Genomic DNA, 22,315 nt, shown 5'->3' with positions numbered 1-22,315 from the left:
AATTCAGAGAGATATAAGAGCCTCCGCCAGCTTGTCTGGCGGCCCTGCCCAAAACGCAAAAAGAAAATTAAGACTAAAGAAGAAACTTGAAAATAAGTATTTTTTAGAAAGTTTAAGTCCTATTTACATCCTGATAGATTTACATCCTGCAGGGAATTTGGCTATTTTAACTCTTATTTTTGTTTTTTCAATTTTTTGAGACGACCGCTCTCCTTCGTCGAGCGGAAAAAGAACGACACAATATAGCGAATATGGTTGTCAGGGTCAAAAAAATCAAAATCACTTATAACCCCACGACCGGTAGCCCAGCAGGCGTAAACGCATCAAGCGCCAGATGAGAAGCATACCCAGCTCCTGCAAAAAAGAGTCCAATAGTAACTTCATCTGCCGGACCTGCGGTTAACAGACTTAAATAGGTCCGATTAAGATACAGAAGCAAAAGTGCAAAGAAAAGCAGCGAATGGAAAAACTTTCGATGGCGCCGGTTTCTGGGAGGCTCGATCAGGTCAGGAAGCACGGCTCCAAGGGCTGAGGAAGCTAAAGCTATCGGAAGAATCATCGGGCTAAGAACAAGTCCTTTTTGAACCAGATACCAGATCAGGATAAAGGAGATTAAAACTCCTGCTGTTATGTGCGTTTTTCGGCCTGTCACAATATCTCCCCTTGCTGTCCGGGAAAATCTTCTTTTTATTTACACTTTCTCTTTTATTTTCTTTCATATTTCTATTTTCTGGTATAATTGGACTATAATTTTGCATTTTATCAGTTTTACATTGAACATGAGAGATTCGAAGGATCATTAGAGGAAAAGTTGCTGCACATCACCTGATTCTGGACACAAGCGCATAAGCAAAACCACTTAAAACCAGCCTGATTGAAGAAAACACAACCGAAACCATTGAAAACGCCAGCATGTAAACGTTTAAGGTAAGAATCCCGGAAAAAAAGCCAGTAAAATCGGCATTGAGAAGCAGGGCAAATGCATTGACCAGTAAAATAAAAAAGAAAATTGTAAACAGGCCCCTTGCTGCTCCTTTGAGGTCTTCTTTGCTCAGGGCTATGTGAGAGGAGATAGCGATTGCAAGGGCCAAATAGACCCAGAAACCAGCTGAAGTCAGATTTTCTGCCGAAAAAAGGCTCTTAAAAAGCTGGGCTGTTAGTGCAAAAATACTTACCAGTGTCTGTGGGTCAGGCTGGCCGGCATCAAGGGCCAGATAGTTTAAAAAGGTGGAAAAAGAATCAGGCAGGAAGAGGGACATCCCAAGGATCAGGGAAAGCGTTCCGCTGAATATGGGGCCCATGCCTATGAAGAAGTTCCCTATGTTCTGGTAGAGGCTTTTCTGGTTCCAGCTGTGGTTGACGTAGCCAAGGACTCCGTCCCGGGGCCTCAGGGTAAAGAGCTTGAATTCTCTCACTTTGTGCTTGAAGAGATAACACATGAGTAGGTGGCCGGCTTCATGGACCGAGGTGCCTATCCAGGCTGTAGCCATGATTCCTTTCATGCCGAAGACGCTCTGGACATAAAAATTAGCCCGGTGCTCAAGCACCCCGAGGATCATGCCTGTAAGGATCAGAGAGCCTGTAACGCAGAGGGTTTCGAACAGGCTCAACCGAAAAATAGTGAGAAGTGTATCTTCCATTTTTAACCTCTGAAAACAAACTTAGGCTTAAAAGTCTTTTAACCTTTTGTATCTAAACAGCCTTGCAACTATAAGCAACTATAAACTTTACAAATCCCTTCTTTTTTCCTTCCGTTCATTTTTCCATATTTCGGCAGACAATCAGGTAAACAGGTGGAGATTTTGTGGATTAGATCTCGCATGATTGGAGATCCGGTTCATACATTGCCTTTTTTATTGCTGGTGGCTGGTTACAGTCCCGTGCGGTGCAGGAGAGAAAACTGGAAGATTCAATTTAAGGATGTCCCGAAACGGTCAACGGTACTGGACATCTTTTTTGCACCCGCAGATACACAGATAAACATTCATTGGTTAATCTTTTCTTCGCAGAGCTCTTTTCCCTGTTTTGCAGCTTCGATTCCAGGGCTTAGTTTAAGGGCTCGCACATAGCACTTGAAAGCCCCTTTGTATTCTGAAAATTCACAGAGCAGGGCTCCTCCGCACAGGAGGGAGTTCAGGTGGTCAGGGTCGCTTTCAAGAGCCATTTTATAGGCTTCAAGGGCTTTTTCTTTTTCTCCAAGCTCAAGGAAAACGTTGCCTTTCCAGTACCAGGTCTCAGCATTGTCAGGTCTCATTATGGGAGCTTTGTTTCGGGAAAAGAAGCTGAATCTGGGAAGTTTGCATGCCCAGTCCGAAACCTTTTTGGGTTCGGTCGCCAGGGCTTTGTCAAAGGTTTCCAAGGCTTTTTCCGGGAGCCCCATCCTGAAATAGACAACCCCTTTGTTGGTCACGATTTTGGGGGATTCGGGGTCCAGGGAAAGGGCTTTATCAAAGGCTTCGAGTGCCTCTCCATTTCTGCCCATTGACGAAAGCACAAAACCCCGGTTGGACCACTCTGTGGGGCTTTCGGGTTTCAGTTCCAGGGCTTTGTCAATGACTTCCAGGGCTTCTTCGTATTTTCCAAGCTTGAAAAGAGCCATCCCGCAACGGGACTCTGCTTCGAAGACCTTTTCCAGGAAGATGTTTCCACTCTCCTCTTTCCCATTTTCTAAAAGGAGGTCTGCCATTTTTTTCCGAGTCTCGGCGGCTTCCCCGTAAGCCTGCAGGGCTTCTTCATATTTACCCATATCGAAAAAGACCTTGCCTTTACCGGTACTCCCCTCTGCGGCTTTTTCAAGGGTTTTGAGTGTTTTTGCCATTTTTGCCATTTTTTTGCCTCATATCCACGAATATAGATATTGCCGGTGTTACCGGAATTGTCGGTATTGCAATATTGCCGGAATTAACGGTATTACCGGAATCAAAACCAGTTTAGTAAACCTGTTAATTATCCAGATAAAAAATCTGGAGTTTTATAATATATAATGTTCTGAGATTTAATATGGTTCATTGGTCCTGACTTTAATTTCCAGCCCTGATTCTACAAAATATGGAGCTCATTTTCAGGCTAAGGAGGAATCCTGCCATATTGCTTGAAATATTGTTTGAAACGGCCCCGGTTTTTGTGAAAGGGTTTGATACTGATTCAAATCTGGTAGTTTCTTCCTCGTATAGATAACAGGGGGGCCTCACCGTCCGCAAAGCGGGCGGCCTTTTCCGAAATTGCTGAAAAAAAGAGCTTGCAGAATAAATTGCCATTGTCAGTTTTTACTTTTATTCGAACACTTCACATCAATATTTTGACTTTACATTTAATTCCCGATTTTTACATTTAATTCCCGACTTTATCTCTAATTTTTATATTTTCGAAATATCTTGAATTGGTTGAGGACTTCTATATAGCCCGTTTCCCGAACTTATTTAACCCCTGATTCCCGATACAAAAGGGGTAATAAGATGAATGAGGTTAAAATTCTAGGAGTGAGCGGAAGCCCCCGGAAAAATGGGAATACTGACGTGCTGCTTGAGAGCTTTTTGAAAGGGGCGGAATTGGCAGGAGCTAAAACCGGAAAAGTCCTTTTAAGGGATTATTCGATCGAGCCCTGTATCGGTTGCGAAGGATGCCGGAAAGCAGGAACCTGCACCATGTTCCATGATGGAATGAACCTGCTCTATCCCGAGATCGAAGCTGCAAAAGGGCTTACCCTCGGTTCTCCCACCTACAACTACAATGTAACTGCCCTGATGAAGGCCTTCATCGACAGGCTCTACCCTTACTACAATTTCACGAACGTCCGCCCCAGGCGCTATTCGAGCAAACTTGCCGGGCAGGGGAGAAAAGCGATTGTTTTTTCGGTCTGCAAGCAGCTGGAAATCGAAGAAATGGGTTTTACACTCGGAGCGCTAGGGATGCCTCTTGAAGCCCTGAGCTATGAGATCGTGGAAAAGTTTCCGGTAACAGGGTATTTCGATAGGGGAGCGGTTTCAAGGGATGAAGAACTTCTAAGAAAAACGTTTGAAGCGGGTAAAAAAATGGCAGAGGCTCTTAATTGAGCCCTGATAAACAGGGGAAATCTTCCAGAAAAGCTTGATTTTTGTGTGGTCAGCCCGAAATAAACCGAAAAAAACCCTGCCCTGAAACCGCATCTCATTTTTGACTCTCTGGGTATTTTTCACTGCTTCTCCGTAAACTCATTTTCTTCCGCAAAATTCACCTTCTCCCGTAAAACTCGTTCCTTGCTTCCACCAGGGCTTTCAGGTTTTTCAGAAGGGTTTCTGGAGCAAGCCCGTAGCCGGGAGCAAGTACATCAACCTCACTTTCCAGGCAGGTGAAAGCTTCTTTTTTCATGTCTACCGGGCTGCCCCTGAAAAGGGTCCTAGGGGTTGACACGCAGCCTATTACCGTAACCCCAGATTCATGTTCAGTATCGACTATTTTTTTCAAATCCTTTACGCCTTCCTCAAACTGAACTTCAAACAAGCCTTTTGCAGGGGATAAACAGCTTTTCCCTCGAAAACCTGATAAATCTCAGAATAAGAAACATCAGCTTTCGACTTCTTATGGTGGTAATGCTCGCAGTCTTTAATATTCCTTTCCAAATCTTGCCGGATGTTTTATCCCAAAATTATTTCGCGCTAAATATGTCGGTTGTAATCCCTTATCTTTTGTGAAACTTAATGGAAAAAAGATACGTTGGATCATTGCTCAAAAATCGAAAGGTGAATCTACCTCGACGATAGCTGAGATCCAGGGGATCTCAGCCCGTCGAGTTCAGCAGATCTACAAAGAATACGTTGAAACTGGTCAGCTTCCTCAAGTTGGCATTAATCTTGGAAGACCAAAGAACCCCTTATCCTCCTCTGATAAGGAATTGATTGACCAAACTTACTCTGATTATAAGTTTGGAGCCTGTTACCTTGAGATTCTCATCGAAGGCAAATATAATCGTAAGATATCTCATAACAGAATCCATAACTATCTACTTAGCATGGACCTTGCCAAGGAAAACCGAAAAAAGAAACAGAGAAGAAAATGGTGTAGATACGAACGCGAACACAGCATGTCTGCTGCACACATCGATTGGCATGAGAATCCCCTGTTAGGACTGCAAGTCTGTGCCATTCTTGATGATTCATCAAGAATGATAATTGCAGGTGGAGAGTACGTTCATTGCAACACGGAGAACACCATTAAAGTGATTGATGAACTTGTCAAAGAGTACTGGGACATATACCCTTTAAGAGAGCTCATTATGGATCATGGAAGTGAATTCGGGGCTCACAGGATTAATAAGGATGGTTCATGGGATAGTGACTTTAACTCACCTTTCAAAGATGAGTGATTTTCCGTTATCCTCTGGCTTTGTTTGTGTATGCCTAACGAAAGAATAATCCTGCCACTAACGATTTTGTTAAAATGGCAGGTATTTTTCCATGTTCAGAAAAGAAAATAACGATGCTTGTTTTGTGTCCATTTCTTCCACAATAATTTTGCTTTTTTTGGACTCTTTTTCCTGAACTACCGCAATCTTGATCTCAGACAGTTTTTCAATGAGCTTTTTCATAGAGAAACCGTACATTTTGGTCTCCCATGCCAGGTATCTGTAGAAAAGTAGGCCAACCATAGCCAAAAACACATGAACTCTAATGTTTTCATCCTTGTGATGATATACTGGTCCTACAGGAACAAGCAAGTGATCATTCAACAGTTTAAAATCATCTTCAACAAGATTCTTACTGTTATATGTTTTCACTATCTTTTTAGTTTGCCATTTATGCTTGTCCGTAAATAGGATGTTCTTCCCAAACGTCTTTTCGCACTTTTTTTCGTTATCTTCATCAATCCAGAACTTTAACTGAGGTTTTTTCTTCCCTTCCAGAGCATCAATTATTTCATATTTTATAACGCTACTGTATTTTTTCAGAATAATTCCTGCAACCTCACGTTCTACGCTGCTCCTGTTTCTTTCTTTTCCTTTACTGCTTTCTAATCTTCTCCGAAGATCCTCCAAACTATCAATTATTCTTGATTTGTTTGTTTCATAAGTGCTCTTTTGAAGCTTGTAAGTTCCCTCGTTGTAGGTTATTACGGTTGTATATTCTGTTCCATAAAACTGGTGTTTTGTCCTGTATCCAAAAATTTTGTTACCTTTCGAATTCTTGTATAAACACTCATATTTGGAAAGTGGAACATCGAGAAGCTTCTCGGCCTGATTTGCTTTTACAGATCCTACAAAATTCATTTTTGATGTTACCTTTTCAATGTTGACCTTTGAGTTGTTACCCTTATCGAAAACAAGAACAAGATCTTCAGAACAGATATTTAATTCAGTCAGTCTGTTTATGATTTTATCTACTATGCCTGAAAATTCTTCAGAGTCATGAACATTTCCAGAATATGTTTCATGAATAAAAGGTATGTTGTCCTCGTTTACAGCTAGCGAAACACAGATTTGATTTTTGTCTTTCCTATGCTTTTTATTATATCCTTTATGAAGCAGTTCGCTCTCGTCATCATAATTGTTAGCATATGTAAACCAGTTTGATTCATCCACAAACATTATTGATGGAGTAAATCCCTTTCCTACAAGAACTCTGCAAAGATCGTCTTCGATCTTTTTCATCGTCTCTAAGTCAACATAATTCATTTGGTTCAGAAAATTCTGACAATTTAACTTGTGCGGGAATTTCCACATGAAAGCTAAAGGGGATTTTTTGAACCATTCTTCAATCCCGTTTTCACTTAAAACGCCGTGACTTTTTCCGATTACGTCAAGTAAAAGGTATTCTCCAACACTCAATCCATCTATTAATTTTTTGTCAGTATGCTTGTTAACTATGTCAGTGAATCCAAGTTCTTCATTCACATGAAGGAGTGCGGCAAGCTTGCCGTAATCAAAGGATCTAAGTTTATCATAGGGCAATGATTCACATTGCCTTTTCATCTCAAGTATTTTTTCTGCGCTACCCAGATAAACCTGAAAAATGGTTTTTACCTTTCCATCAACTCTGGCAGATTCTACTATGTACCAGTAAGGTTTCCCGTTGACGAGTTTCTTTCTTAAAAATACCATAATATTAATTATGATCTACTTATATAAATAACTTTTTGAAATAAACAATATTAATAGACTTTTTAAAGTGAATTTAATATTTAGGATCTACAAATAAAGAATTTGCAAAAGGTCAGCTGATATTGTTTTTTAGAGAAAATTGAGGTTAAAATCGCGTTTCTTTGAAACTAAAGTTTAAAAGATGCATTGAAGAACTTGGAATCAAACCAATACTTGCAAGGGTAAGACATCCTCAGACAAACGGAAAAATAGAGAAATGGTTCGATACATATCAAAGGTTTAGAGGAGAGTTTGAATCATTTGAAGAATTCGTACAGTGGTATAACAAGAGGCCTCATGGAGCTTTGAAACTTGAACAGTTAGAATCGCCACAGGAAGCATTCTGGAATAGATTACCAGTTGAGGCAAAGTTCAGAATAGGAGTGAGATTGTTTGGGTGGTGAAAACATGGACAAGAGGAAAAAAGTTTCAAAGCGAAATTATTTCAGGACAAAACACCAAATCTTGCCGGAGGAATGACAGTAATATCAGACCTCAGCCCGAAATCTCGAATAATCCCGAGCTACTCTTCATTACGTGCAAGGTCTCTGTAAATATAATAAAACTCAAAGTCTTCAGCCGTTAAAGCTACTCCCGGTCCACTATTACCGACCTCATGTCGTAAAGTATCCTTACATCAGGATTCCAAACATTTCCCCCAAAATGATTCTTTAGTTTCTCTCAAAATATTGATACGTATAAGAATTCTAAAAATCCATAGAAGTGACAAAATTATTTGAGATAGTTATTTATGCAATGAAGGTGTAAAAATATTTTACAAAGTTTCGAGGAAATAGGATTAATAATTAAAAAAATGATTAAGAAGAAAAGCAAGATCAAGGATTACAGGAAAGACCAAAGAGTAAGAATAACTAAGAAAGATGATTCAAAAAAAGTAGAATTTTTCACTTACAAGTGCGACGAGTACTATCACTCTGAAGCCGAAGCTGGGATCATCTATAAAGACCCTACCCTGAATATTGACTGAAAAATCTCTAAAAAAGACGCAAAACTTTCAGAGAAAGATAAACTTCTCCCTGAACTGAAAAATGCCAGAATGAATTTCTGATCTCCTTAAATGCATACTCCTGAAAAGTATCTATACCCCCCGCAAAAAGGTGACTGAATTGAAAATGCTGGTAACAGGCGGTTGCGGATTCATAGGCAGCAACTTTATCCGTTATATGCTGAAAAAATACCCGGACTACCAAATTGTAAACCTTGATAAACTGACCTATGCAGAAAATTTCGCAAACCTCAGAGATATTGAAAACAAACCTAACTATTTTTTTGTCAAAGGCGACATATGCGACCCCGCCTCTGTCAATGAGGTGATGACGAAAGTAGATCAGGTTGTTCATTTCGCAGCCGAAAGCCACGTTGACCGTTCAATTGAAGACGGCTCAGTATTTGTCAGGACAAACGTTCTCGGCACAAACACCCTCCTCCAGAGCGCCCTTGCAAATAAGATCAAAAAATTCATTCATGTTTCTACCGATGAGGTATACGGAAGTGCCATGGAAGGTTCCTTCACCGAAATGGATAATCTGAACCCTTCAAGCCCCTATTCTTCAAGCAAAGCAAGTTCCGACCTCCTTGCAAAGTCATACCACACTACATACGGCCTTCCCGTATGTATAACTCGATGTACAAACAACTTCGGCCCATACCAATACCCTGAAAAATTGATTCCTTTTTTCATCAGCAGGTTAATGGAAGGAAAGAAAGTTCCTGTTTACGGCACAGGCCTGAACATACGAGACTGGATCTATGTAGAAGACCACTGTTCTGCGGTTGATTTTATTCTCCACAACGGAAAAAGTGGAGAAATCTACAACATAGACGGTGGAAACGAACTCACAAACCTTGAAATCACTCATCGCCTTCTTAAAATGCTTGGCAAAGACGAATCTTCAATCGAGTACGTTGAAGACCGAAAAGGCCACGATTTCCGCTACTCTCTTGACGGCGGCAAACTGGAAAAAATGGGCTGGAAACCCCAATATGATTTTGATACTGCTCTGGAACAGACAGACAGCTGGTACGTTGAAAACAAATGGTGGTGGGAACCATTAAAACGCTGATAATCACCCGAGATTATATAGGAAATGCTGACTTGACCATGAAGAATAAACATCAAGAAAAATATGACTTTAAGGATATCTGAGGCAAAAAATAGTAAATAGCACGGAATTAAATAAATGGTTTTAGATACGCGCAATTCAAACAAATCAAACAAAAGATTGCATGCTGTAGATATTTGTAGAGGACTTGCATTACTATTAATGATTGAAGCCCATATATCTCAATCTGTGGGTTGGGTATCAAACTGGTCAAGAACTATGGCTGCTCCATTTTTTTTGATTGTTTCAGGCTTAAGTTATGATTTATTTTTGTCATCAAGGATAAAAACTGAAGTAAAAAAATATCTCTTTTTGGAATCATTATTTAGAGGTTTTTTCGTTTATACGATCCCATTAATACCATACATAATTGTAGGTCTTTTTTTCATTTTTTATTCGTCTTTTTTAACAGGAAATGGATATAAGATAGATATTTTCCATTGGGGAGTATTCCAAATTATTGGAGTAGGATATGTTTTTGGGTTATTTGTACCTAATAATTTGAAATCAAAAATTCTTATTACAATTTCAACGTTTATTATAACTTATATTATCACAAATTTCTTTCAAGAAACTCTTTACTTTTTGATGACCGGTCCATTTCCATTATTTCCCTGGATTGGATATTTTTTGTTTGGACGTGTTGCTTATGAATTATATCAAAATAAGCATCTAAAAGATGACACAACTTTGTTGAGTTTTTCAATCGTAATTTTAATCATAAGTTTACTAATCTTTGAGACATTCACAAAAGATTTTACATCATCGACGAGAAATCAATTTCCAATGTTTTTGTTATTATCCAGTATTGATTTGTTCATATTTTCGTTACTGATAAGATATGTGGATAATAAACACATATACTTCAGTTTGATGAACCCGTTAGAAAAATTAGGAGGAATATGTTTTACTGCGTATTACATACATTTACTGATAATACTCACAATACAAAAATCCTGCACCAATTTCTTTAATTATTACCCATCTGCGATATCAAATTTAATTAATTTCATAATAGTAGCTGTGGCCCTGGTTCAAATTGAAAAAAGCTGGAGGGATTATAATTATGCATTTGGATTTGAGTGGCTTATTAGAAAAGGAACCGACAAGATGTTAAAATTATCCAAAGTTTATTTATGAGAATATTGGCCTTATCAACAAGACTGAACATCAAAAATAATAAGAGGGATCCATATTCTTTCCATTAACTCTCAACGTTCACATAATAATATGAAACCTAAACATGATTCTATTAATTTGAATCAGAAATTCACAGAATACATCAGGAACATAGGGATGGAAATAGACAGGGGTGAGGACCATTAAAACGCTGATTATCGGCGCCAGCGGGATGCTTGGTTCAGACCTGTGCAAAGTCTTTCCTGATGCTGTTAAACTGATACACTATGACCTCGACATTACAGACAGAGAGCAGGTTATTGAATCCATTCTAAAAATAAAACCTGATGTTGTGATAAATGCAGCAGCCTATACCAATGTGGACGGCTGTGAAGACAACAAGGAACTTGCATTTCAGGTAAATGGATACGGACCAAGATACATTGCAGAAGCCTGCGCCAGAGCAGGTGCGCCACTTGTTCATTTCAGTACCGATTATGTTTTCGACGGCTCCAAAAAAGAGTATGTGGAGACGGATATCCCAAACCCAATTAATGTATACGGGCACTCAAAACTGCTCGGTGAAAAGAAAATCATTGAGAATATGAATGACTACAGGATTATAAGGATTTCCTGGCTTTTTGGAATCCATGGGAAAAATTTCGTTGAAACCATGCTAAAGTTATCCGGGGAAACGGATACCGTTAAGGTTGTCAACGACCAGTTCGGCAAACCCACTTATACAATGGATCTTGCCAACAAAGTAAAAGAAATAATTGAACTCGACCCCGGAATATATCATATTACAAATGATGGAATCTGTACCTGGTACGAATTTGCTTCTTCTATTATCGATAATGTAATTCCCTGTACCAGTGAAGAATTCCCAAGAAAAGCAAAAAGGCCGAAATATATTCAGTTCTTGTGAATACTAAAACCGAACCCATGAGACACTGGAAAGAAGCACTTAAGGATTATATACAGGAGAGAAATATATGAAAGGAGTTATACTTGCAGGCGGCACAGGCAGCAGACTGTACCCTCTAACCAAAGTTACTAACAAACACCTATTGCCGATTTATGACAAACCGATGATTTACTACCCGATGGAGACCCTGATAAACGCCGGAATAAAAGATATCATGATCGTATCCGGTAGAGGGCATGCAGGGCATTTTCTTGAACTTTTAGGTTCGGGGGTCGATTTTGGAGTCCATTTTACCTATGAAATTCAGGAAAAAGCCGGAGGCATTGCTCAAGCACTTAGTTTAGCTGAAGATTTTGTTGACGGAGACAGTGTAACTGTTATTCTCGGGGATAACATCTTCCAGGACAACATCAAAGAGGATGTCGCAAACTTCAATAGTGGTGCCAAAATCTTTTTAAAAGAAGTTACTGATGCTCACAGGTTTGGAGTGGCAGAACTAAAAGGTAAGAAAGTGATAGGGATCGAGGAAAAGCCAAAGAATCCAAAATCTGATTTTGCAGTTACAGGGCTCTATATTTATGATTCCGATGTTTTTAACGCAATTAAAACACTCAAGCCTTCTGGAAGAGGAGAGCTTGAGATTACAGATGTAAATAATTATTACATAAATAAAGGGATGATGGAGTACGGGATTCTGGATGGGTTCTGGAGTGATGCGGGAACATTTGAGAGTTTATTAAGAGCAGGAATGCTTGTAAAGCAAAATAGAGAAAAAAAAACTTTTGGGATATAATGCCAAAAATCATAAAAATGCCAGCTATTCTATCAATTCTATGGAAGAGTAAGACATTCTAAGGACAGAACATAGATTAAGAGGTCTATTAGAGAATTTTTTTCCGGCAAGGAAGCAGTAAAAATATGAAGATTGCAGTTACTCTCAGCACAAAGCCTGAGATCATTAAAACGAAAATCTCTTACCGAAAATTTGAGTACTATATAACTGAAGAAATTTTTTCTGAAAAACTTGATATTCATCAAAATACAAAAATCGCTCGTTTTGAATAGAGGCATTATGTCATATCTAAAATTAAATAGGCTAACTCTACTTGATGGAATCGCAATAATTCTTATTGTATTTTATCATTCAATACAGACATTCAATACACCTGATGCCATTTTCTGGAAATCAACTATTGAAATTCAGGTCCTAGGATTAGTCTTATTTACATTTATTTCAGGATACAAATTTGTATTAAATCACATCAATGAATTGGAAGATAAACAATTTTTAAAAAAGTATTTTGCTAAGAGGTTCATTAGGTTGTATAAACCATACATCGGATATTCTCTGTTAATATTTATACCAGAATATATTGCAATATATATAGCAACACATTATTTTAAAGCTGATTTTGGTGGCATTACCAATTTTTGGAATTCCTTAAACATCCAGGGCCTAGAAAATTTATTAGTAGGAACGAATTTTATTGCAATGCATTTATGGTATTTATTTTCTTTACTAATAATAACCGTGATTTGTATTATTATATTATATTTTTTTAATATTCAAACTTTATTTATTTTTTCTCTTTTAATGTTATTATATAATATAATTAGCGCCGGATATTACAAAACCAGCATTTTCCTCATTGATGATCGTACAATGTTATATTTACCAGTATTTATTTTTGGGATGTTTTTGGCATATTATAAAGATAATGAGAATACTAAAAAAATATTTATTGCTTTTTCAATTTTGTTTGTTATTGCTCTGATACAAATAATCAATCATAGCCAAACATCATACCAGCTCACAACATGTGTATATGGACTAACTTTTCCATGTTTAATGATGTTGACATCGTCAATTTTAATGAAATTTGAATATATTAATAATATTTTACAATTTTGCGGCAAATATTCATTTCAAATATACCTATTCCATGTGCCAATAATAGTTCCAGCCTTACAAAGATCAGTCGTTTATGTGGCCAACCTAGATTTTAGTATCGTTCCATATGTAATAACAATATTGTCAATAATATTATCCATTTATGCATACGAGATTTGTAAAAAAATAAGATTGAATATACTTTTTGAATAAACAAAACTTAAGATATAATATTAAAGCATGTTTGAAACATAAAATAAGAGATTTTTTAATGTCTTCTGGATCTCCATAATTCATCCTGAATCCAACGGCAAATGGCTACAACCAATAAAAAATCCAGAAAACAATAAAAATGCCTCTAAAAGAACCCAAGTGTATTGAAATTCAGAGGGCTATAATGAGAATATTACACATCGGAAACGTTGCAGGAATTCCACAAGAATTAGCTAAAGAACAAAGAAAGCTAGGATATAAAAGTGAAGTGATCTCGTTTCAAAATCATCCATTTAATTATAGCAACGAACATTGTTATCCTGTTAACTCTAAATTCCCGTATAATTATATTGAGAGATTTATAATTTTTTTAAAGATTTTTTATAAATATGATATATATCATTTCCATGGTGGAACAATTCTACCTAAGGGTGTTGATTCCATAATATGGAAATTATTAGAGAAGAGATTAATTATTCATCATCATGGATCCGAACTAAGGTATAAAAAAGAAGAATATATGTATTCAAAATGTGCAGATAAAATAATAGTATCTACCCCGGATCTTCTAGAATGGTCACCCCATGCAATATGGTTACCAAATCCGATTGATACACAAAGATACCTTTTTGTAAAATCACACTTGCAGGCACATAAGTTGAGGATTCTTCATGCGCCCAGCAATCAAAGCGTAAAAGGTACTGAATACGTAATACAGGCAATTAATAAGTTAGAACAAGATGGATACGATATTGATTTCATTCTGCTCGAAAATATATCTCATGATGAAGTCTTAAAACAAATAGAGCTATCTGATATTATTGTAGATCAACTTATTCTTGGATGGTATGGAGTATTCTCAATAGAGGCGATGTGTATTGGTAAACCGGTTTTATGTTATATCAAACCTGATTTGTTAGTGAGTTTTCAAGACTTGCCCATCTTAAATACAACCCCTGAATCAGTATACACAAACCTAATTAAACTCATTGAGAGTCCAGAACTGAGGATTAAACTTGGAATTCAAGGAAGAAAATATGTTGAAAAAACTCATGATTCCAGAATGATTACAAAAAAATTAATTGACTTGTACACAAAATAACTGAAATATTTTATTTTTATCCCTAGCATCTATGAATAACACAATAAATAATATTAGTTCTAAAATCATTAAAACTGATTCTAATAACATATCATTAATTAAGTTTTTCAAAATTAAATATAAACAAACTATAATTCCGCTTAGGAATAAGACTTTAAGATACCAAAAGTAATCTATTTTGATGTCTATTAATTTTTCCATAAAATGTATCATTAGAGTTACTGAAACAAGTAAGGAGATGGTTGTTGCTAACGCAGCTCCGTTTATTCCATATAAAGGTATTAACATAGAATTTAATATAATATTTAAAACGGCTGAAACGAGGGGAATTTTGTAGACAAGACTAACTTTTCCTATGCTTGCAAAAATAGAGCCCACTGATTTAGTTATTCCATAAAAAAGAGTTCCAATAAGCAGAATAATTAAAGGGAAGTATGAGCCTTCAAATTCATTTCCAAAAATCAAGTCTATGACCTCCTCTCCCCAAAAAATAAAAAAAGTACTGATAAATATCAAAAAAAGACAACTATATTTCATGCACTTTTCTACAACCTGTTTTATTGAGTCGCTCATTTTTTTTGCATGATACTCAGAGATTAGGGGAAAAGTAATTCTTTGAAGCGAATCTGGAAGAATCCAGATAAGTTTTGCAAACATAATTGCAACACTATAAACTCCAACATCCATTTTGGTCATAAAGTATCCGATCATTAAGGTATCTGCCTGATAATTAATAAGATTTATTGCGTTTGAGAGCACTGTTTTGGAGCCAAAATCAATAATCTGAACAATTGTTCCATAAATATTGGAAAACGTTAACTTCGAAATCTGTTGAATAAAAACCAAAAGTATTGTTGTCAGAACAGATGAAAGTACGATTCCAATAACTGCACCATTTACACCACACTTAAAAACTAAAAGAAACGTAAAAATAAGTAAAGATGCACTCTGAATTATGGAAACACATGCGTTTTTAGTCATCTCCCTCAAGCCATTGAGAAGTCCAAGAAGTGTGTTGCTAATAATAGAGAATGGAAATGCAAACGCAAGAATCTTCAGCAGGCCTGTAAGTTCAGGCATATTAAATAAATCCGCGAATATACCTGCATTAATGTAAATAAAACTAAATGAGAAAAGCCCTAACAAAATAGATGTGATCAAACTTGCCGAAATAATTTCCCGGAGTTTTTCTTCATTGTCACGGAATTCAGCCACATATTTTATAACAGATGCAGGAATTCCAATTGTGGCAAAAAGCATGAGTGTCCCGAAAATTGTGTTCACCATTCGATAAAGACCTAGATCACTAGCCCCAAGATATCTACCCAAAAGCACAGTAATAGGAAAGCCTAAAAACATACATAAAGCAGAAGATACAAAAGTAATACCAACATCAGATACAAATTTTTTAATTTCAGACAAGAACATCACATCGTTTTAACAAATTGATGGTGAAAATTTATAATAAACTGTCAACCCAATCAAAGTTTCACTGGCTCACCCGCCATAAGCAACAGGGTATATTTGCTCCACCGCTCCAAATTCCGTTAAAGGAAACAATAACCCTAAAAACATTAGTTTGAGCAGAAGTCGCCAACCAGAAAATGGAATTGATAAATCATTTCATCATTAACGGTTACCGGAGAAGTTTTCCAACCCTGCAACAAGCTAGAGGGGTATTCGAATGAAATAAATTTGCGGGTATTCTTAGACATTGTGAATATAATAAATATTTGTTTCTCTATTCGAATAAATTTTATCAACTGATAAATCAGTGTTTAGTTTCTCAAAATCTTCGTCATTGAATCTGTCAACAACTTTCCATACCGAGACATAAACAACTCGATCAAACATTGTAACCATGAAATACTTATCTGTGGCAAACGATTCACCCAAATATATAGAATGAGTATAATTAAAATGATCCGGAACCTGTGGTTCACGATGTTTAAATTGAGTGCTATTGACGATTCCTAAAATACCATTCGCAAATCGATAAACTGGACTCATTATTTGTGTAGTGCCAATACTTGGATTATAGTAAGATATAAGCCATTCTGCTCCAGACATATCCATTTTTGTAATTTCGTTATTAGGCATTATAACATAAGGAGAAGGGTATAAACTAAATATGCTGATAATCGATGCCATCAATATAATAATAAGGCAAATAACAGAAGCGATATTAATTTTCATATTAAAAAGATGATTAAGAGTAAATCCAACTGGGATTGGGGAAAAAAGAACCAAATACGACACTAATCTATCAGAGCCGATGAGTCTAAGACCGGGAATAATATTAAATAGATATGATAAGTAAATTAATCCTATAGAAAACATCAAAGCCAAAACTAGTACCACTTTTTCATTATTTTTTCGTTCGTTATGATTTCTCAATAATAGAATAAAGCTAATAAAAGCAAGTATCAAAAATATAAGTTCATCGCCCATAGTTTTAAATAGAAGTTTGAGAAACTCAAATCCATTAACGTTTATTTTATCCAGTGTGTTTCCCATTTGAGTTATTGCACTAGGGCCTGTACCCTTTGCTATTGAATGATAAAAAGTCCTTATATTTAGATTAAATTTTTGGAATGATAATATCCAAGGGACAAGAATTACAAGTTCGACCAATAAAGTATTTAGCGGAATATGATAAAAAATAGATTTGAAGGTTATTTTTTTAGTTTCAAAAAGTTTTATTAAATAATTAGTTATCCCGATTACAACTAACGTAACAATGATTACCACTGACGAAACTGGATGGAAAAAAGGATATAGTACTAATATAATGACGAATAGTAAGTTAAATTGGAATGAACATTCCCCTGATAAATACTTGAAATAAAAATAGAGAAATATCGGCAAATAAAGTAATGACCATCCATTAGGCATTAGATAGATATTATATCCATCGAATAGTACACACCCTATAGCTGCAACAGAGAAAAGTCTTTCTTTTTTTGTAGAAAACACTGCACTAGAAAGTAAAAACATAAGAACAACATAAAAAGCAGAGAAAAAAGCAGTGCTATGATTTACTACAAACTCAATAGGGAGACCTGAAACAGATATAATTTCTGTAACTAGAATGTGAGTTATTGGATAGACATTATCTGATGGTATATGGCCTATTGATAATATATCTTTTATAGCCCCTAATTGAGTGATATTATCTCCTCTCCACGAATAATATCCCCTAATGTATGGTATATAAAGGAATATAATTCTTGATAATATAAGAATAAAAAATCCGATAACCCAAAAATTACTATGTTTATATTGTTCTGAATAAGCTTGATTGATAATAATAAATAGTCCGCCCATTACCCCGAATATCAAACCAACCCACACGATTAAAGGAGTTGAATCATAGATCGACAATTCATATCCTCTACTGGGATTATAAAATGCAGATAACACAGACAATGTTATAGAGGTAAAGCATAATATTGCTACTGTATTTAAATGACTTGTGCGATTCATATTGATCAGTCGCGATATGGATAATTCCATGAAAAATAAAGCAGTTCGGCAATATAACTATGACTCCTGGAACAAAACAACACCAACAGTCATATTCATTGCAATACACTATTAACAAACATTTTTAAAATCATTTTTAAATTGTTATAGTCAGATGGTGTTATATCTTCTTGCGTTAGTCGGCAATTTATGCTACACCAAAATCGCAACATATGTAGTATAAACTACTTTATTAATATTTTGCTGTAAAAATCCAATTCTCTTTTAATTCTTTCTTCCCATGTTCTCTTCATTAATATAGTTTTTCTTGCATTTTTTCCAATCTTCGTTCTTAATTCCAAATCACGGTACAAAAGATTGAGATGAAACACAAAACCTTCAAGTTCTCCAGATTTAGCTAAAAGACCATTTTCCAAGTGCTTTACTAAATTACTTGTTGCACCACTATCAAATGCTAAAACTGGCTTTTCACAAGCCATCGCTTCCTGTACGGAGAGGTTCATATTACTATAAAGACTGGTAGCAATTACAACATCAGCGATTGAAAGATATTCTATAATTTCATTTTTTGAAAGTTCGCCAAGGAATATTACTTGATCTTCTACTTGAAGTTCTTTTGTCAAATTTATCAAAGAATCTTTTAGAGGACCACGACCGGCAAGCAATAGATAAGAATTATTTGATCCTGTGGAATCCAAAAATAGTTTAAAAGATTTAATGGCCAAATCAATATTTTTAACAGGATGAAAGGAGCTTGTTGAGAGTATAATGAAATTAGAGATATCAAGTCCTAATCTATTTAATAATTGATTATTTTTTTCAGTAGGTTTAAAATATTCGGTGTCAATTCCATGATAAACAGGTATAACTTTATCCCCCCATATTTTTTTGAATTTTGAGAGAGTTGCGGATCCATCATCTAATACAAAAGATAAATTTGGTTTACATAATGTTGCCAATATTGTTTCATATATGTCAGCTGCCCTTGAATATGCAGCACCGGAACCGTGAAGCATACCTACCACAGGGATTCCGAATATTTTTCCAATAATTGTACAGTAAGCAACATTAGAAATTCCATGAGCATGGATAATATCTGGTTTCTCCACTTTTTTCAATGTAGAATATATACTAATCGCATAAAATAGATCAACAAATGGAAGGAGAGGAATTTTTTTTATAGTTTTAAAAGAAAAATACCTTATTCTTATAATTCTTATTCCAAACGTTTTATCAAAATTTGCACAACGATCACCTAAGTTAGGTGCAATTATGGTCTGATCTTTCAAATATGGATCGATTTTCTTAGATAGTTCTTGAGTATGTGTTGCTGAACCCCCTATCAGAGGGTAAAATTGAGATACAACTCTGACAACAGAGATATTATTTAATTTAATGGTAGAATTCATAAGTTATACCGTCTGAAAAGTTATATTTGGGAAATTTATTATGCTGTGACTATTGCCTATTAAAATAACTGAAGTAATCAACTCCTACTTTAGTTTTTACTTATCGGAATCTAAAAAACTTTTGATTGCCCCCTCCAAATCAATTGTTTTATTATGTAACATCTTTATTTTTTGATTTGGATCATAAAGTATTATTGGTTCTTCATCTATCGATTTGTGTTTTGTAATATCATTCAATATATAAATATCAAGAGGGAAATTCATTAAAAAAGCTTTTGACCGTTCAAACATTACAAACAAACATGTCATGATACAATTTACTAGCCCTGGTTTTTGATAAACAGTTATATCTAAATCAGAGAATTCGTCGAATCTCTTTTGTGAAAAACTTCCAAATGCTGCTGCACATTCGATACCTTTTTGTTTTTGTACTTTTAAGGAAAATACCCTTAAATATTTAACAAAATCATTTATTTCAATTCGCGTTCCACCATAGTGAGATCGTACAGCGTGAACATTGGTATTAAAAATCCAATTTAATGTATGAGAAATAATAAAAGCAACAATAATATTTTGAGATACAGATATAAATTGAATCAAAATAAAATAAAAAATAGATGTTAAAAATATATCGAGAAACAATTTAAAATTTCGTTCAATTTTATCTAAGCCGATTATTCCTTGAACTAACCAGTTTACGCTTAAAACAACAAAAGGTACCAGAGACTTTGGCAACCAACCTAAAAAAGCCATATAATAGTTATAAATTTTAATGTTAATCACCTTTCCTTGCAAAGTAATAGTATTGTACAATCCTCTCCTATTCTGAACTTAGCACTTTTGTACTAATTTACAGTGAGGAAATATCATTTATTTCGAGTAATTTTTCACCTGAGTTTAAACTCAATAATATAGATTGTTCAATTGTAGAAATGGATCAAGTTTTGAGACAGCCATCCTTGCTTATGTATGAAAGCAACATTTCATCCTCGAAGTAAAAATATCAATTATCAATCGATTCACATCATTGACATTACCATAATTATTTACAGTTTCAATTGAGAATTTATCTGCAAATTCTTGATAAAGTATATAATGTTCATTGAATGACTCATCGTCTTTCAATTCATTTCGTCTTGAAATTATAGTTGATTTATCAAGATTTAGCATAGTGAAGATTGCATTTTTTGGGATCAATTTAAGAAATAGTTTCCCAACAGGTTTTTTATATATTTCATTATCCTTTATTGCTACTGCCAAATCAATCAGAGTATCATATACAAAACGATCACAAACAATACTTGTTCCAAAAAACATTGGGATATAGACCTTTATAGTCGTAAATAAGAGAGTATCAAAAAACAAAATCCAAGGATAAAACGCAGAAACAAATCTCGACTTATAGAACTCATGGTATGAGCATTTTTGAGAATCACCCAGTGTAGACACACGAGTATAGCCTGCAATCCTGCAAAAAGCGAGTAATGGCAAAGAAAAAAAATAGTGAGAGCGAAGCCATTTATACTGGCATTTGATTCCCTTTTCACGCAAATATCCCATAATTAAATTGACATGGGTTGTCTTTCCGACGCCATCAATTCCTGTGATACATATGAACATTGGTTTCTGGTTCACAGAACCACCTCGTTCAGGTATCTTTTATTGGAAATTTCCGTAATTTCGGATATCACAGCTTCTGAGACTTCATGCCATCTCGGATATGTTTGCATATACGATGCAGCTTTTTTACCCATGCTTTTTGTTAGACCTCGAGTTTTAATTGAAAAAACGATTTTTTCAGCGAGATCTTCTTCGTTATTTGGTTTTACGACAAAACCTCTGCCATCCTCAAGTAGTTCAGGGATACCATCAACTTCTGTGGAAATTACAGTTTTTCCCAGAGCCATTGATTCGAGAATACTTGTTGGAACATCAGAGGGAACTATTTTAAAAGGTAAGGCAATTAAGTCGGAAAAAACGATAAAGTTCTTCACTTCATCTCTGTCAAGAAAACCGGAAATGATCTGAACGTTTTTTTCTAGGCCCAGCTTCAGAATCAAATCCTGAGTAGCCAGCTCTTCACGGCTTAGTTCATTCTCTCTGCGTCTGGAAAGGATTAGAAGTTTAACATGAGAATATTCATTTTTTATTTTTGAAACAGCTTTAATGAGAGAATCTATACCTCTTATGCTAAGGGGAGATCCGAAATAAAGAATATTAAATGATCTTTCGTCAAGATCATATTTACTGATAATTGAACTATACTCTTCAGATTGTTCAAAATCATATTCATCAATACCAACTGGAATATGAACAACCTTGTTTTGATTTCCACCTATGTCCGTAATTATTTCTTTGTTTTTGCGGCTCATAACAAAGATTTTATTGAGTTGCGGGGAGTTTACAACATTACGAATAAAAAAAGGAGGAAGGGAAGCATAAACAATGTGTACAAATAAAAACCTTATGTTGTTCACTATCTCCCGAGATCCAATTCTTGATATATCCGAAAGTCTGTAAATCGGTCCTGTAAAAATTCCAATTATGGGTACGTGTATTTGTTTGAATATATTTAAATAGAGATAATCAAGAGCACTAACTGACCATAAAATTATGTCTGGTTTTTCGGATTTAATCAGAGAAACTAATTCCTTATTCTGTTGAAAAGGAAACTCCCTGAGTTTTCTCATATGAATTATAGGAATACCGTTAATATAATGCCTTTCGGAAAAACCATCAGTTATTATCATAACATCTAAATTTTTATTAAAAAGACCATATGCAATTTCTGAAATATATCTCCAGGGCTGAAGCCGAATATTTTGTTCTCTTAATCCATAACATACGACACAGACTTTCATATTATAACCGGCTCCTTCTAAAATATTAATATATAATCATCGGAAAATATACCAAACCATAGATCCATCTTT

At 35.5% G+C, this 22,315-nt stretch carries 19 protein-coding genes and 2 pseudogenes; 10 read left to right on the top strand and 11 right to left on the bottom strand.

What is annotated here, in order from left to right; genetic code table 11:
• Positions 1-283 precede the first annotated feature (283 nt).
• The 3 genes from MA_RS24570 to MA_RS11375 all read right to left on the bottom strand — a co-directional run bounded on the left by MA_RS24570 (position 284) and on the right by MA_RS11375 (position 2,827).
• Complete coding sequence (locus MA_RS24570) at positions 284-652, bottom strand: metal-dependent hydrolase (RefSeq protein ID WP_052279154.1); 369 nt, start codon at positions 650-652, stop codon at positions 284-286.
• A gap of 169 nt (positions 653-821) precedes the next feature.
• Complete coding sequence (locus MA_RS11380) at positions 822-1,640, bottom strand: hypothetical protein (protein WP_011022177.1); 819 nt, start codon at positions 1,638-1,640, stop codon at positions 822-824.
• Between the two features lie 344 nt (positions 1,641-1,984).
• Complete coding sequence (locus MA_RS11375) at positions 1,985-2,827, bottom strand: tetratricopeptide repeat protein (protein WP_011022176.1); 843 nt, start codon at positions 2,825-2,827, stop codon at positions 1,985-1,987.
• 628 nt (positions 2,828-3,455) lie between these two features.
• Between MA_RS11375 and MA_RS11365 the strand changes: the two genes are divergently transcribed.
• Positions 3,456-4,052, top strand: a complete 597-nt coding sequence (locus tag MA_RS11365) for a flavodoxin family protein (protein ID WP_011022174.1) — start codon at positions 3,456-3,458, stop codon at positions 4,050-4,052.
• A gap of 157 nt (positions 4,053-4,209) precedes the next feature.
• Here the strand turns inward: MA_RS11365 and MA_RS11360 are convergent, their stop codons facing one another.
• Entirely contained in the window at positions 4,210-4,479 is a 270-nt protein-coding gene (locus MA_RS11360; RefSeq protein ID WP_011022173.1) for a uroporphyrinogen decarboxylase family protein, read from the bottom strand.
• 187 nt (positions 4,480-4,666) lie between these two features.
• Between MA_RS11360 and MA_RS11355 the strand changes: the two are divergent.
• Positions 4,667-5,317 (top strand): annotated as a pseudogene (locus MA_RS11355) (IS481-like element ISMac4 family transposase); the annotation flags it as partial.
• A gap of 93 nt (positions 5,318-5,410) precedes the next feature.
• Here the strand turns inward: MA_RS11355 and MA_RS11350 are convergent.
• Positions 5,411-7,072, bottom strand: coding sequence for an IS1634-like element ISMac10 family transposase (locus tag MA_RS11350; RefSeq protein WP_011021311.1), 1,662 nt, complete (start codon positions 7,070-7,072; stop codon positions 5,411-5,413).
• Positions 7,073-7,245: 173 nt separating this feature from the next.
• Between MA_RS11350 and MA_RS11345 the strand changes: the two are divergent.
• The 8 genes and pseudogenes from MA_RS11345 to MA_RS11315 all read left to right on the top strand — a co-directional run.
• Positions 7,246-7,515, top strand: a pseudogene (locus tag MA_RS11345) (IS481 family transposase); the annotation flags it as partial.
• 410 nt (positions 7,516-7,925) lie between these two features.
• Positions 7,926-8,099 carry a dTDP-4-dehydrorhamnose 3,5-epimerase family protein gene (locus tag MA_RS28590; protein ID WP_226990830.1) on the top strand — a complete coding sequence of 58 codons (174 nt, stop codon included), beginning with the start codon at positions 7,926-7,928 and terminating at the stop codon, positions 8,097-8,099.
• Between the two features lie 139 nt (positions 8,100-8,238).
• Positions 8,239-9,195 carry a dTDP-glucose 4,6-dehydratase gene (gene rfbB, locus MA_RS11340; protein ID WP_048065329.1) on the top strand — a complete coding sequence of 319 codons (957 nt, stop codon included), beginning with the start codon at positions 8,239-8,241 and terminating at the stop codon, positions 9,193-9,195.
• 117 nt (positions 9,196-9,312) lie between these two features.
• Complete coding sequence (locus MA_RS11335) at positions 9,313-10,374, top strand: heparan-alpha-glucosaminide N-acetyltransferase domain-containing protein (RefSeq protein ID WP_011022169.1); 1,062 nt, start codon at positions 9,313-9,315, stop codon at positions 10,372-10,374.
• A 172-nt stretch (positions 10,375-10,546) separates the two neighbouring features.
• A complete protein-coding gene (gene rfbD, locus MA_RS11330; RefSeq protein ID WP_226990829.1) occupies positions 10,547-11,281 on the top strand; it encodes a dTDP-4-dehydrorhamnose reductase in 735 nt (244 codons plus the stop codon).
• Between the two features lie 67 nt (positions 11,282-11,348).
• A complete protein-coding gene (locus MA_RS11325) occupies positions 11,349-12,074 on the top strand; it encodes a sugar phosphate nucleotidyltransferase (protein ID WP_011022168.1) in 726 nt (241 codons plus the stop codon).
• A 279-nt stretch (positions 12,075-12,353) separates the two neighbouring features.
• Positions 12,354-13,385 (top strand): acyltransferase family protein, encoded by a 1,032-nt coding sequence (locus MA_RS11320; RefSeq protein ID WP_048065328.1) that lies wholly within the window; start codon positions 12,354-12,356, stop codon positions 13,383-13,385.
• Between the two features lie 139 nt (positions 13,386-13,524).
• Positions 13,525-14,487, top strand: a complete 963-nt coding sequence (locus MA_RS11315) for a glycosyltransferase family 4 protein (protein WP_011022166.1) — start codon at positions 13,525-13,527, stop codon at positions 14,485-14,487.
• Here MA_RS11315 and MA_RS11310 read toward each other — a convergent pair.
• From MA_RS11310 to MA_RS11285, 6 genes are all read right to left on the bottom strand, one after another.
• Complete coding sequence (locus MA_RS11310) at positions 14,464-15,915, bottom strand: flippase (protein WP_394295989.1); 1,452 nt, start codon at positions 15,913-15,915, stop codon at positions 14,464-14,466. The two genes, MA_RS11315 and MA_RS11310, sit on opposite strands and share 24 nt — an antisense overlap.
• A 279-nt stretch (positions 15,916-16,194) precedes the next feature.
• Positions 16,195-17,871 (bottom strand): hypothetical protein, encoded by a 1,677-nt coding sequence (locus MA_RS11305; protein WP_048065327.1) that lies wholly within the window; start codon positions 17,869-17,871, stop codon positions 16,195-16,197.
• Positions 17,872-18,197: 326 nt separating this feature from the next.
• Entirely contained in the window at positions 18,198-19,382 is a 1,185-nt protein-coding gene (locus tag MA_RS11300) for a glycosyltransferase family 4 protein (RefSeq protein ID WP_011022163.1), read from the bottom strand.
• 96 nt (positions 19,383-19,478) lie between these two features.
• Complete coding sequence (locus tag MA_RS11295) at positions 19,479-20,135, bottom strand: hypothetical protein (protein WP_157860183.1); 657 nt, start codon at positions 20,133-20,135, stop codon at positions 19,479-19,481.
• 210 nt (positions 20,136-20,345) lie between these two features.
• Positions 20,346-21,017 carry a thymidylate kinase gene (locus MA_RS11290; RefSeq protein ID WP_011022161.1) on the bottom strand — a complete coding sequence of 224 codons (672 nt, stop codon included), beginning with the start codon at positions 21,015-21,017 and terminating at the stop codon, positions 20,346-20,348.
• Positions 21,014-22,243 (bottom strand): glycosyltransferase family 4 protein, encoded by a 1,230-nt coding sequence (locus tag MA_RS11285; RefSeq protein ID WP_011022160.1) that lies wholly within the window; start codon positions 22,241-22,243, stop codon positions 21,014-21,016. Before MA_RS11285 ends, MA_RS11290 begins: the two co-directional genes overlap by 4 nt.
• Between the last annotated feature and the right edge of the window lie 72 nt (positions 22,244-22,315).

This window comes from Methanosarcina acetivorans C2A, assembly GCF_000007345.1.
GTDB classification, from domain to species: Archaea; Halobacteriota; Methanosarcinia; order Methanosarcinales; family Methanosarcinaceae; genus Methanosarcina; species Methanosarcina acetivorans.
Note: the sequence above shows the minus strand (reverse complement) of the source record. Positions and strands in the feature narration are given on the sequence as shown.

Coding starts and splice junctions, on each gene's coding strand:
- MA_RS11335 (WP_011022169.1), top strand. CDS start 9,313: ATGGTTTTAGATACGCGCAATTCAAACAAATCAAACAAAAGATTGCAT.
- MA_RS11320 (WP_048065328.1), top strand. CDS start 12,354: ATGTCATATCTAAAATTAAATAGGCTAACTCTACTTGATGGAATCGCA.
- MA_RS11375 (WP_011022176.1), bottom strand. CDS start 2,827: ATGGCAAAAATGGCAAAAACACTCAAAACCCTTGAAAAAGCCGCAGAG.
- MA_RS28590 (WP_226990830.1), top strand. CDS start 7,926: ATGATTAAGAAGAAAAGCAAGATCAAGGATTACAGGAAAGACCAAAGA.
- MA_RS11300 (WP_011022163.1), bottom strand. CDS start 19,382: ATGAATTCTACCATTAAATTAAATAATATCTCTGTTGTCAGAGTTGTA.
- MA_RS11295 (WP_157860183.1), bottom strand. CDS start 20,135: ATGGCTTTTTTAGGTTGGTTGCCAAAGTCTCTGGTACCTTTTGTTGTT.
- MA_RS11310 (WP_394295989.1), bottom strand. CDS start 15,915: ATGTTCTTGTCTGAAATTAAAAAATTTGTATCTGATGTTGGTATTACT.
- MA_RS11315 (WP_011022166.1), top strand. CDS start 13,525: ATGCCTCTAAAAGAACCCAAGTGTATTGAAATTCAGAGGGCTATAATG.
- MA_RS11350 (WP_011021311.1), bottom strand. CDS start 7,072: ATGGTATTTTTAAGAAAGAAACTCGTCAACGGGAAACCTTACTGGTAC.
- MA_RS11365 (WP_011022174.1), top strand. CDS start 3,456: ATGAATGAGGTTAAAATTCTAGGAGTGAGCGGAAGCCCCCGGAAAAAT.
- MA_RS11380 (WP_011022177.1), bottom strand. CDS start 1,640: ATGGAAGATACACTTCTCACTATTTTTCGGTTGAGCCTGTTCGAAACC.
- MA_RS11285 (WP_011022160.1), bottom strand. CDS start 22,243: ATGAAAGTCTGTGTCGTATGTTATGGATTAAGAGAACAAAATATTCGG.
- MA_RS11325 (WP_011022168.1), top strand. CDS start 11,349: ATGAAAGGAGTTATACTTGCAGGCGGCACAGGCAGCAGACTGTACCCT.